Annotated in this window: 12 protein-coding genes; 1 reads left to right on the top strand and 11 read right to left on the bottom strand. The window is 38.9% G+C overall.

Annotation, left to right across the window (positions count from 1 at the left end; genetic code table 11):
* Window position 1: 1 nt before the first annotated feature.
* Window positions 2-808, bottom strand: a complete 807-nt coding sequence (locus IGI38_RS00945) for a helix-turn-helix domain-containing protein (RefSeq protein WP_438725656.1) — start codon at window positions 806-808, stop codon at window positions 2-4.
* A 127-nt stretch (window positions 809-935) separates the two neighbouring features.
* Between IGI38_RS00945 and IGI38_RS00940 the strand changes: the two genes are divergently transcribed.
* A complete protein-coding gene (locus IGI38_RS00940) occupies window positions 936-1,664 on the top strand; it encodes a DNA alkylation repair protein (protein WP_438725654.1) in 729 nt (242 codons plus the stop codon).
* 46 nt (window positions 1,665-1,710) lie between these two features.
* Here the strand turns inward: IGI38_RS00940 and IGI38_RS00935 are convergent, their stop codons facing one another.
* The 10 genes from IGI38_RS00935 to IGI38_RS00890 form a co-directional block, all read right to left on the bottom strand.
* The gene (locus tag IGI38_RS00935; RefSeq protein WP_438725653.1) at window positions 1,711-3,378 is read right to left on the bottom strand and encodes an immunoglobulin-like domain-containing protein; all 1,668 of its coding nucleotides are present in this window, start codon (window positions 3,376-3,378) and stop codon (window positions 1,711-1,713) included.
* Between the two features lie 505 nt (window positions 3,379-3,883).
* Window positions 3,884-4,858, bottom strand: a complete 975-nt coding sequence (galE, locus tag IGI38_RS00930; RefSeq protein WP_438725651.1) for a UDP-glucose 4-epimerase GalE — start codon at window positions 4,856-4,858, stop codon at window positions 3,884-3,886.
* Window positions 4,859-4,962: 104 nt separating this feature from the next.
* Window positions 4,963-5,184, bottom strand: a complete 222-nt coding sequence (locus tag IGI38_RS00925) for an LPXTG cell wall anchor domain-containing protein (protein ID WP_438725649.1) — start codon at window positions 5,182-5,184, stop codon at window positions 4,963-4,965.
* Between the two features lie 17 nt (window positions 5,185-5,201).
* The gene (locus tag IGI38_RS00920) at window positions 5,202-5,822 is read right to left on the bottom strand and encodes a hypothetical protein (protein ID WP_438725647.1); all 621 of its coding nucleotides are present in this window, start codon (window positions 5,820-5,822) and stop codon (window positions 5,202-5,204) included.
* Between the two features lie 38 nt (window positions 5,823-5,860).
* Window positions 5,861-6,382 (bottom strand): hypothetical protein, encoded by a 522-nt coding sequence (locus IGI38_RS00915; protein WP_438725645.1) that lies wholly within the window; start codon window positions 6,380-6,382, stop codon window positions 5,861-5,863.
* Between the two features lie 6 nt (window positions 6,383-6,388).
* A complete protein-coding gene (locus IGI38_RS00910) occupies window positions 6,389-8,494 on the bottom strand; it encodes a pectate lyase-like adhesive domain-containing protein (RefSeq protein ID WP_438725643.1) in 2,106 nt (701 codons plus the stop codon).
* Between the two features lie 385 nt (window positions 8,495-8,879).
* Complete coding sequence (locus IGI38_RS00905; RefSeq protein WP_438725641.1) at window positions 8,880-9,722, bottom strand: helix-turn-helix transcriptional regulator; 843 nt, start codon at window positions 9,720-9,722, stop codon at window positions 8,880-8,882.
* Between the two features lie 5 nt (window positions 9,723-9,727).
* Window positions 9,728-11,725 (bottom strand): HelD family protein, encoded by a 1,998-nt coding sequence (locus IGI38_RS00900; RefSeq protein ID WP_438725639.1) that lies wholly within the window; start codon window positions 11,723-11,725, stop codon window positions 9,728-9,730.
* 138 nt (window positions 11,726-11,863) lie between these two features.
* A complete protein-coding gene (locus IGI38_RS00895; protein ID WP_438725637.1) occupies window positions 11,864-12,094 on the bottom strand; it encodes a hypothetical protein in 231 nt (76 codons plus the stop codon).
* A 15-nt stretch (window positions 12,095-12,109) separates the two neighbouring features.
* On the bottom strand, window positions 12,110-12,697 hold the full coding sequence (locus IGI38_RS00890; RefSeq protein WP_438725635.1) for a TetR/AcrR family transcriptional regulator: 588 nt from the start codon (window positions 12,695-12,697) through the stop codon (window positions 12,110-12,112).
* Window positions 12,698-12,781: the final 84 nt, after the last annotated feature.

Genomic DNA, 12,781 nt, shown 5'->3' with positions numbered 1-12,781 from the left:
TTTATTCCTCATTTCTTTTTTCAAAAATCATTCGATATTGATTTGGAGTTAGACCGATGAACCGACTGAAGTAATTCGTAAAGTGGCTCTGATCGTAGAAGCCTGTCCGATCAGCTGTTTCAGTCAAACTGCAGCCTTGCTCCAGCATTTCCTTCGCTTTGACGATTCGGAATGTTTCAAGGTAACGATATGGCGTGATTCCTTTTTCCCGAGTGAACTGGCGAACTAAAGAATGCTTGTTTATATGAACGATCCTACAAAGCTGATCCAAAGTAATTTTCTGTTCATAATGTGCTTCTAAATAACGGCAAACCTGAGCAATCATCTCTTGATCATTTGGTATCGCCATTGGTGTGGTCTGAGTATATTGCTGAAGCAGTTCATCAATAAACAGGATAAACAATGTCTCTTTTTCCTCTCTATCGCCCGGCTGCATGATCGAGTGATGCAACCGACGAAAATCTTCAGCCAAGTTTGTTTGATTCTGCATCGGAATAAGAAATTTCGGTAAGTCTGCTCCTTTAAAGGGTTGGAAAAGCTCTTTTTTCAGATTAAGGCATAGGTAGGTTAATCGATCATTAGTAACGCCGGTACAGCTATGATTGTCATAAGGATTGAATGTTATTAGATCTCCAGGTACCAGTCTGTAGTTCTTGCCATTAACCACCAAATCCCGTTTACCCTCTTCAATCAATCCCACAACATAATAATCATGAAAGTGGTTTGGAAAATTTTGTGACACTCCAGTGAAAGAATAGGCTTCAAGTTCTAGATCCTTGTCATAACAGATAATTTTCTGATTCAACATCCCGCCTCCTTCTTTTCCATATTTTATCAAGTCCAACGCTAAACCGCTTGGAAGATATTGACTATTTAAAAATCTATCTATATTTATGGTATCATCGAAACAAAGAATAAATTGGAGGCGGATACATTTGAAACATAAAGACCATTACAATGATCACTATATTATGATGCTGTCAGAAAAATTGTCTGAGGTACAACCTGAATTTAATCGAGAAAACTTTTCTGCTGAGCTAATAGGCAAACTAGAGGATAAAGAATTATTCGCGCGCTTCGATTTTATCGTAGATGCGCTAGAAAAAAATTTAAGCGGGGATTACGTGGAAACCATCCAAACCTTTTATCAGATTCTCGGTCCTGAGTTGGAGCAATCAACGGGAATGTTTAGTTTTGGCTGGTGGCTATGGCCAATTGGTCGTTACGTTGAACGCCATGGTAACACAGACTGGGAAGTTTCACTAGCGTTTTTAAAGGAATTGACGAAACGCTTCACTGGGGAATATGCAATTCGACCTTTGTTGAGGGGACATCCTCAGGAAGTCATGGATGAGTTGATTCTGTGGAGCAAAGATGAAAATGTTCACGTACGTCGACTTGCTTGTGAAGGTATACGAATTCGTTTGCCTTGGTCAGAAAAAATCTATGTTGCCATTGAGGAATTTGATCGCTACGAAGAAATTCTGACCAATCTAAAGGATGACCCCGAAAAATTCGTTCAAAAAAGTGTCGGCAATAATCTAAACGACCTCTATAAAGACGATCCTAAAAAAGCCGATTCCCTTATTGAAGAATGGCGTAAGACGCCTTCTAGCAAGGCTCAAGAATGGATCATCAAACACGGACGCAGAAATCAGAAATAGCGTAAAAAAGCTTCCCTCATTAATGAATGAAGGAAGCTTTTAACTTTTAATCTGCTTTTTTCATGCGTTTAAGCGCAAAAGCTAATAGGACCATGAATCCACCAATCATTGTAACTAATAGACTGCTTGATTCTTCACCTGTTTTCGGTAATTGTTTAGTGCTTTGAGCCGCGCGCGTCGGAACGGCTTTTTGGTTTGCCAAGTTCGTTGGGGTGCCGCCTGTATTTGCTACATTTTTTGTTTCGTCATTTGATGTAGTCGGCTCGTCGGCTGTACGATTTTTGACAGTTAGTGTGATCGTCTCAGTACTGGTTTCACCTTCTGCAGTAGATGCGTAAAATTCAATACTATGTTCGCCGATCTCTACCAATGTGTTGTCAGCAACTTTTACTTTGATGTCGCCATTCGTCACTTTAAATCCATCGATCGAGTCATCAGGATTTTCCGTTTTCGCCCAAGCCATGATCATCTCTTCGTTTAATTTGTCTCCGACATACATCACTTTATTATCCACTAGGATTTTCGGCGCACGTTTCTCAGCTTTTTCAGTTACTTTTACATCCATTGTTTTTGTGATCGTTGCACCTGTTGATGCTAGTGCAGTATACGTAACTTTGTAATCACCAGTTTTTGTAGTGTCCACATTAGAATCTGCCCAAACACCTACACCACCAGCTGCACTTGCTTTTGCAAGTGTTTCATCTTTTCCTGAAGCATTCATCACATAAGCTTGTGCAAAGCTGTATGGATCAAAGGTTTGTCCCACTTCAAGACTTACTGAAGATTGTACATCCAACTTAATCGTGTCTTTTGTATCAAGAATCTTGATGTTCACAATTTTTTTCGTAATCGTGTTATATTCTGAAATAACCGCGATTTCAACTGCTAGTGTACCAGGTGCAGCAGTCGAATGATTCCCCGCTACTATTATATTCGCTGTGGCGGTTGGTACCGTACTTCCATCTGGTTTTCTAATTACGATGCGTTCACGAATCGCTTGGATATAATCGCTGCCTTTTGGCAAGCTAAAATCAGCAATCTCGATTTCATACATGCCAACATTGTCTTCGACAACACGAATGATCACGCTTTGCTTCGCTTCATTTCCTTGCGAATTCTCTACCGTATAAGTTAGTAAATATTCCCCGACCATATTGGTATCAACTGTACCAGTATATTTAACCTTCCCAGTGATGTCCCCGTCGGTCTTGTCAGTAGCACTGACACCCTTCATTGGATCGAAGCTGCTGCCTTTACGAATACTTTGAGTCGGTAAAATATTGATAGCCGGATGTGTATCCGTTGGGTTGTTTGAAGGAAATTCCTCTACGTCCAACGGCTTCACTTCAACTTTATCTGTATCTGTCGCCTTTTTTTCCGCATCGTTGCTTACAGGCGCTTCTGTTACTGGTTTTTCAACAGGTTTTACCGTACTACTTTCAGACTGCTGTTGAGTCGCTTGGCCACCTGACGTTTGACTACTTCCAGTCGTAGCGCTAGGTACTTTAGGAGTTGTACTTGGAACAGTGGATTCATTTTTTACTGGTGCAGAGACACTTGAATCAGGCTTTTTCGTTTCCTCAGTCTGTTTGACCGTCTCGCTTGTTGCTGTTGCCATCGGCTGCTCTTCTGTTGCAAGAGCTGTTGGTGCAGCAAGTAGTGCAGGTACCAACAAACTTGCGAGTGCTGCACATGTTAATTGTTTTCTTTTCATCTTTTCTCCTTTTCCTTCCCTTAATAGCAATAGAGTACTTCTTTAGGGTGTTTTTCTTAACGTTTACTTTAAAGTCGCTCTCAAATCACAATAAATAGAAATAGTTATTTAATAGTCAGCAAAGCACCATTTTTACCACCCAGATAACATCCTTCTGCTCTGCAATTAAAATAACTTGATGTAAAAAACACAAAACGACTTCCCTTTCGAAGATACCACAAACAAACAGCGTTATCAACGCTCTTTTTATTATTAAATAACTGTTTTATTTTTTACATATTTATTTAAAAGAACAATTCCAATACATTTTTCTAATAGTTTATTGTTTATTTCTCTGATGAATAAAATAAATAATTTAAAATAGCGTTTAATAATCAGATGCCGACTAGTTGAAACTAAATTTTATAATAAGCTCTTTTTTCACAAAAAAATGAGTATTCCATGAGTATAAACAGCAAAAGTAAACGAGACACGAAATTTCGTGTCTCGTTTATTCAACTTACTATCAATACCCTTCCGGATAGATCTTTTGAAAACGCCATGCATCAGCAATGATCTCTTGGATATCACTATACTTTGCTGCCCAGCCTAAAACCGCTTCTATTTTAGCATTCGAAGCGATTAAACTCGCGGCATCTCCCATTGCACTAGTTCGTATTTCTAATGGGATTGGTTTACCAGTAACCGCTCTGCAAGCATGAACAACCTCAAGATTTGAATACCCGCGTGCAGAGCCCACATTCAAAATTTGACTAGAACCGCCTTTTTTTAAATACTCCAGTGCTAGAATATGAGCGTCTACAAGATCCAATACATGGATATAGTCCCGGACACAAGTTCCATCTACAGTCGGATAATCGTCGCCAAAAAGTACCATTTTATCTTTTTCGCCAGAAGCTACTTGTAAAATGACTGGGATCAAACGCTGGCGTACTTCACCTAAAGTGCCATCCATTTTTGCACCAGCAACATTGAAATAGCGTAAAGCAACAAAATTCATATCAGATGCCTCGCTTTGCCATTTCATGATTGTTTCCATCATTCGTTTAGATTCTCCATACGGATTGATTGGAGCCGGCTCCGCTGTTTCATCTACTGGAGACTGGTTTGTGTTGCCGTAAATCGTGGCTGAAGATGAAAAGACGATTGAATTGACTCTGAATTCCTTCATCACTTCCAAAACTATTTCTGTTCCATGAACATTATTACTAAAATATTTGAGGGGCTGTTCTACAGATTCGCGTCCCAAGGAGAGAGCCGCAAAATGCATGACTGATTCGATTCCTTCTATTTGAAATACTGATCGAAGAAGTTCTTTGTCGCGAATGTCCCCTTTATAGAAATGCGCATTTTCATTCACTGCCGCTTTATGCCCTGTAGAAAGATTATCAACTACTGCTACCTTATCTCCTCGCTCAATTAGTGCATCAACTGCATTTGATCCGATGTATCCTGCACCACCTAATACTAAAACCGTCATGGTACTCTCCTTTTGATTTTTCCTATATTTTATCAATGCTTGCTTATCCAGTCTAAAACTTTGACAAATCATTTTACGGTGTCCGTAAGAAAAAAAAGACAGCCTTAGTCGACTGTCTTCTCTCTTATCAAAATTAGCAACAAAATCATTAAACAGATTCCTGAGAAAAATAAGTATTGATTTTGATATTCGCCTGTTTTCGGATAGCTTACGACTACCTTCACGTTGGCAACTTGTTCGTTAGATACTGCCGGTCTGCCTGAAGAACTATATATTGGTTCTTCATAGGAACCCAGCGTTCCTTCAATATAAATCTCGCTTTTCACACAATCGCCTCCTTAATTTAAGGCGTTACGGAAGCTCCATCTTTTCCTAAAGCTTCAAATGCCAAAGTTAAGGTATGTTTCGTCTGCTCTGCATTTCCTTTATAGTACTCATCTTTCGTTGTGCCTGAATATTTGTACCGTGTATCATTTTTATAGCTGTCAGACGGATCTGTATCGACATTCAGCTTCCCTTGGTTATTGGCTAAAACTAAAAACTCTCCTGCTACAAATGATTTTAAATCCACTGATTTCTCAGCTGCAGAATAATCTTGCCCACTGATTTCCAGTGCGTCAACATTATCTAAGTTTCCAGAATCTACAGTAAACCCATCGACAGAAATCTTCACTCCACGTCCAGAATTATTGGTAATGGCATAATATGGTGAGGTGATTGTTTTGTGTTCCGAATCTTTCGTTGTGTAAAAAATATTTGCAGTATCCACAGTCACGTTAATCCAGTCGTCTGATCCCTCATCGATATTCGGTCCATTTTCGTCCGTATTGTCTTGTCCTAATGACCCGTTAACAGTGATCGAAGCTGAATTGGTTCCACTGACATTTTCCTCAACTGCATAGACACTTGCTGCTCCACCTAATAGAGCACTTCCTACTAATAGTCCACTTAAAATTTTCTTCATGTTATTCTCCCTTTTCATATGTATTCTTACTAACGCAACTAATTTTTGACATGAATCGTAATTTTCGCTGCAACCTCTCCTTTCTTCTCGTTTGTTTTATCATCATACAAGGAGAATTTCGCCGTCGCTGGATAATCTCCTTTTGATAATTTCTTTTCTAATTTGGCTTCTTTGACCTCATAGCCAGGTTGGATCGCTCCTGATGTGTAGATTAATTCGCCGTTGTCCTCTCGAGTGATTTCGACATTGACGGGATAGGCGTTGTTTGTTGGATTCTGAATAATCAGCTCTCCAGCTTGATCACTGCTTTCAAACGTCGCATCAGGTGCGATCACCATATTGAACTTGCTGCGATCAACTTTTTGTTGTGCCATTTTCTTTAGTTCAGCATCGCTGATCTTGTTTGCATCCTTGCCCTCCGGTAAAAATTCGCCACTTACCATTGAAACCGGTTTGGCATCTGGCCTCGTAAAGAAATAAGCGCTGATTCCGCCTAAAGCCAATAATAATAACAATAAAATCAGCAGCCACTTCTTTTTATTCTTTTGTTTTTCTTCCATTAATTTTTATTCCTTTCTTGCAGCAGTTAATATCAAACGATATTGAACCTGCTGAGCCTTTTTAGCATCGCCGTAATACCTGCCTGAAAATCCCATAGTAGTTGAAGTATTTCCTGCTAATTCAGCAAATGACAACGGCGTCTCTTTTAGATCCTTAGTTAGTACTCCTAAATTTTTAGTTCCTTCAGTTAGATTCAAAAATAAATCTCGCTGGTTGGTTTCATCCGCCTCAGGTAATAAATGAATCCCCGCTGGATTAGAAAGTTCTTGGAAATCTGTAGCTTGAATCGCAACTGGAAAGGAACTGTGATTATCGATTGAATAGGTGTCTGCGGCAGTAACTACCTGCTTTCCAGTCTCTTTTTTAGTGTAAAAAGCTGCTTCAATTGGAAAGCTGACGTTGATCATTTCTTGTTTTGTTTTAAAAGGGACCTCCAGCCACTCACTTGACTGACTCACTGGGTCACAGACGATTCGAACATAAAGCCAATAGTCCGTTTGCTCTTTAAGATTCGAAAATGTTCCCGTATCCTCTAAATTTGGAAGAGATTGCTGTTCGATTAATCCAGTTTCATCCTTTGATGGATCATCAGTTTTTTTGGAATATAATTTGAAATCCACGCCGCTAATTAGATCATCATTTTGGTTTAGTTGGTATTCTGCCAATTGAAAATTAGCTTCATTGACTTGCACATCTTGAGTCACACTTACTAACTCTACTGGCAGATTCAATCTGGTTAAACGGATACTGTCAGCATTTTTCAATGCCGTTTTTTCAACAGATGTGAAATCTGGCGTATTTGTTTGGCTAGCACGAGAAATATCCGCAGCAGTAATATGCCAAGTTCCCGCATCTAGCTGTGACGTCAACGGTACGCCATTAGCCATAACACTATAACCTGTCGTCTTTTCACTGAATGGATCAAAGATAAATTTATTGGTTCCTCCGACAAACCCGATCGGATTGTAGGTAGTTCCGGCTTTTCCTTGAAAAGTGACTTCGTGAGCATTATCAATTTCGAAGGTTGAGCTCGATCCAACAGATCGATCAAAAACAGATTCACTATCACTGATCTCAAATAGCCCAATCGAATCTGGCAAAAATTTAAAGGCACTGCCGTTAGCTATTTTCAAGCTGCTCGGATAACGAACCAAGAATTCAGCAGATTTACCAACTGTTAGAAACGCCGCCTTATCAAAATAATAGAAATTTCCCTTCGCCGAATTCGTACCTGTTACCGAAAATTTTGCCTTTTCTCCTAGGGTAATCACACCATTATTCGTGCCGTCGGAATAAATAAAGTTGTGGTTCGAGGTTATATCGACCTCTGCCCCATCACCCACCACGATACTAGCCGGATTTGCAGGCATCCACAAAAAACCCAGTGCATCATGGGTGTTTTGGACAATGGTTGTACTGCTTCCTGCTGTAAATTCCAAGTTATTGCATTCAGCAAATTCTTGACCATTCGCCATTGATCCATCGGTATTTTGTTGTATGAATTGATTTGTGCCGTGAAAATAAATCTTACTATTAAGGTTTCTAAGATAAAACGGCTGCGCACTTTGGTTCGAATAATAATTAACATTTTCAATATGCAATTGAGTTGCAGCCTCGCTTTGCATGATTCCATAGAGACCAAGAGCTGGAACCGTTAAATCCGCTGATCCAAACGTCATATTTTGCAATTTGATCGTTAAGCCGCCCGTTGTAGTATATAGTCCCTTATTTGCATTTAAATTTCCGCCGTTATAAGAAATTTGACGATTGTTTCCATCAATAGTGACATTTCCTGTAATCGGGATAGCCGCATTTCCAAAATCAAAAATATCGGATGAATCTGCTAATTTTATGTAAAGCTCCTTATTTGCTAATGCTGTTTGTAACTCACTAACTGTAGAAACGACTGCCCATGATTCCGCATAAACCTGCGCATTGCTAACAGATTCACTAGATTCCTCATTTTCTCTTATTGAAGAGCTTTGTTCAGTGCTCTCAGCTACTGAAGGCTCACTGTCTACTGTTTCAGCATGGACAGCAGAAACAGGTGAATATGAACCTAAATTTACGAAGAAAAAAAATAAAAAAATATGTATTTTGTACTTATTCATTACTATCAACCCCAAAGGTTTATAAACAGATTTATCCATAATAGTAATATAAATAAAAAATAAGGATATAACAATTTCAAAAAAAATAAAAAGATACAATAACCACCGTTATTGAATTTTATTCTTGAATTCATTAATTATTTAAAATTACTATCAATAAATAATAAACATAATTAAGTTCTTTGATTTATTTTCTCTATTCTCACGAAAAAAACTGAATTCCCTATTTTTTTCTAGGAATTTCAGAATTATCGATAGAAAATTTGTATTCTTTTTTATCATTCGATCAGAAAAATAAACATTTTGAAGAAAATAGATTAAATGATAGCGCATTAAATAATCTATTCGCAAAAAAACAGCTTAACTTTTCGTTAAGCTGCTCCTCTTACAAATGAATTTCGTTCATCACTCTCAAAGATAAACGCATTTTTTCCGTTGGATAATTTACCTCAACCGTTTCATTCCAAGGAATGAAGCCTAACTCTAATAGACGCTGACGATGACCGATGTCTAATTTATCAGCGTCTCTAAAGGTCGTCGTGTAGAGCGCTTGCGGCCGCTTTTCTTTAATCAATTTAGCTAGCAACCTCTCCTCAATCTTCAGACTCCAGCAAAAAGGTAAAACGATAAGATTCTCAATCCTTTCTCTTCGGGAATCGAATAGAAGCAATCCAATGACTCGGCCCTTTGCCCAAGCAAGATAGCAACTTTCTGCTTTAATGAAGGATTGAAGTGAAGGCAAATAATTCTCTCCATTCAAGTAAGGTAAAGCTCCCCGCATCAACTGGACAAAATACAGAATCTTCTCCTGTTCTTTCACTTCCGCCAATCGAATACTTACGTCTTGCTCGTTCGCCCAAATTAAATAGTCTGAAATAACATAAGGTTCTTCAATAAGGAATTGCTTATTCTGTAATCGATAGCGCCTAGGTGTCAGCTTGAAAAGTTCTTCGAAAGCCTTAGAAAAAGCTTGCTGACTGTGATAACCCATTTGGATCGCTACTTCAATGATTCGTTGCTCTGAATAGAGCAGACATTTTGCTGCCTCGTTTAAGCGGCGACGCTTGATATAGTTATACAGCGGCTGTTGGGCCGTTTCTTTAAACTCATGCAGTAAATAAAACTTCGAATAGTTGAGCTGTTGCGCTAACTCTTCAAGCGTCATCTTCTCTTGCAGATGTTCTTCGATGTAGTCAATGATACTTGCAACCAACCGAGAATTATTCATGTAGTTCACTTCCTTTGAAGAAAATAGAGCGCATGCATCGCTCTTGTCGCGGCGACAAATAATTGCTGGCGGCCTAATGTACCGGGATAATTTTCCTTACTTGCATCAACTATGATCACCGCATCAAATTCCAATCCTTTCGACTGAACGAGCGGACAAATGGAAAGCTTCTCCTTCAGATTTGCTGACTCACTGGTTAATACCTCACAAGTTATTCCTTGATTATTCAATAACTTCAACCATTCATTGGCTCTTGCCAACGTTTTTGTGATCAATGCGATCGTTGCCAACTCTTTTTTTCTTAACTGTTCTACTATTTCTATTATACTCGAAATTTCTTCTGCTTCAGAATAGACAATCCGTTTTTCTGGTTTCATACCATGTCGCAAAACGGGTTCGATCATTTGGTCGCCGATAATTTTTTTCGCACAGGTCATAATCTCATAGGTCGATCGATAGCTTTTCGTTAGAAAAATCGATTGTGCTTTAGGGTAATAATTCTGAATCTCCGCTAAACTCATTTCATTGATCGCCGTCAATGATTGAGTAAAGTCACCAATCAACAAGATTGGACAAGCGAATATTTTTTTGAATACTTCATATTGGATCGGGGTATAATCCTGCATCTCATCAATGATCAAGTAGCGAACCTTTGAAAACCCATCGATGCCTTCAATAAACAACCGAATATAAATGATGGGAAATAAATCAGAATGACTTAACATTTTTTTAGTTGAAAAGGACTGTTCTGCTAAAAAGTCATGATAAAGCTTCTTGCTGTTTGTGGAATTGAGCATTTTCTTCAAACGATTAAACAACTGTTTTTTTGTTGGTTTTCGTTTCGGTTGAAAAGGCCGACTGCGTAAATTTTCTAGAATAGCTTCCGAAATAAGCTGAAGACGTTCGAAAACCGGTTTCTTATGGTAAGCCTTGTAACGTTTCATAATGAAATCAGCTTCGTAATCATAATCGCCAATCGTTATTGTTTGCGGCACAAACCTTTCAACCCTTCTAAGAAAGTCATTCAAATCCTTTACACATCTCTTAGTTGAAAGATAGCTGATGCGTTCACTTAATTGAGCATGATCATCCAGATAGATCGTCTCGATTTCCTCAAATCGTGAAGGAACTTCAGTTGATCCTGAAAGTTTTTGTCCGAACGCATCGATCGTCCATTCAGTGACAGGTTCTTCTCCCAATTCCGGCAGCACTTGTCCGATAAATTGACTAAAGGTCCGATTCGGCGAAAGAATCATCACCTGATCCGAAGTAATGCGATCGCGAAAGTGATAAAGTAAAAAAGCGATACGATGTAAGGCAATCGACGTTTTTCCTGATCCGGCAACTCCTTGAATGATCATATCTTTTGAACCGCTATCTCGAATCACCCGATTCTGTTCCTTTTGGATCGTACTGATGATCGTGGTCATCTGCCCACCTTTTTGCTTACTCAGTTCCTTTTGCAGAATCTCATCGAAAACGGTCGTATCGGACTCCACCACATAACGGATCATTCCATCTTTGAATTTGATTTGCCGCTTTCGTTGAATTACTCCTGAAGCGGCTCCAGCAGGCGTTTGGAAGCTCGCTTCTCCTAAATCATAATCATAAAAAACACTTGCGATCGGCGCCCGCCAATCATAAATCAATAATCCTTGTTTCTTTGTTGAAAAAGAAAATGGGCCAACATAGATTTTTTCCGCCATCTGTTCTCCTTCGTAGATAAAATCAATACGAGTAAAATAAGGATTTCTTTTTTGCTTTTCCAAACGAATCAATTGTTTTCCGCTGACCGATTCCGCTAGTTGCTGCTGATCCAATAGCCGTGAATTGACAAACATTTCATGAGGATCAATCTCGCCCTTATAATCGATCAAATACTGATGAAATTGCTGTGTTTCCTCTGTAAAATGGAGCATTTCCTGCTCAAGGCTGCTTACCTTCTGCGCGATCTCACTACGAATCTTTTGCCATTCTGCTTGTTCCTCTGCTAAAACATCCATCATTGAACCCCCTCACAAACTTGGTCAAATAACTAGTATATATGGAAGGTAAAATATTTTTTTCATCAATGTTGTGGTCATTTTCAGCTAAAAAAAGAACGTTAGGACAGATAATTGCCCTAACGTTCAATTGGATTTTTAGTCTTTTAACTGATGATGAAGTGCTGTTGCTCCTGCAAGTCCAATAACCCCTAGTGTAAACATCGCTTTACTGGATAACAAAACACCACCGGCAATCAAGCCCACACCCACCACGGTATTACTCTTCGCACTTGCTTGAAGGCTTTTTTTAGAGGGCCTTGGAATCTTTATCGCTATGCCCATACCCTCCGCCATTTTTTCAAAATATTCCGCTGAACTATCAAACATTTTTTCTCCTCCTTCTTATTTCTCAATAAATAATCGATCGCTAATCGTTTCCAACATAAAGGTAAAAACTTCCTCTTGATCATAGACCGCATTCGTCATCGTCACTGTATAAAGCAAACTGCTGAGTACGCCAAAAGCCTTTTCCTCAGGTATGGCCAGTGTAAGATTTGTACACGTTAGGATATATTCAAAAAAGGACAAGGAGCTATTTGAAAACTCTTCCCGTTCGTCATCACTCAAACGATTCAGCAAAGCCAAAAAATCCGGGTTCGAAAAATCATATAGAAATGGCGAGGATTGATACTCTCGATATAAAGCAATCATTGCATTGATGAACCCTTTTTTATTAGGCGCTTTTTCCAAAATCATCATCCAATCATTTCTTAAGCGCTGTTGAACAAAAAGGAAGGTTTCAATAAACAACTCCTCCTTATTTTCGAAGAGCAGATAAAACGATCCTGTGGCAATCCCAGTCTCTTTTGTGAGCTCACCAATCGTCGTTTTTCGATAGCCAAACTTCGTCCAACTTTTCTCGCATGCTTCACACAGCTTGTTTCTTAAATTGCTCTTCTCTTCCACGGAAAACCCTTTGCTTTTCTTCACTAGTCTCACTCCTTTAAACATCATGAATATAAATAACTTTATATTCATGATAACTTAAAAAGAAAAGAAACGCAATCTGATACT

The sequence above is a fragment of the Enterococcus sp. AZ128 genome, from assembly GCF_051714485.1.
In the GTDB taxonomy this organism is placed as follows: domain Bacteria; phylum Bacillota; class Bacilli; order Lactobacillales; family Enterococcaceae; genus Enterococcus_A.
Note: the sequence above shows the minus strand (reverse complement) of the source record. Positions and strands in the feature narration are given on the sequence as shown.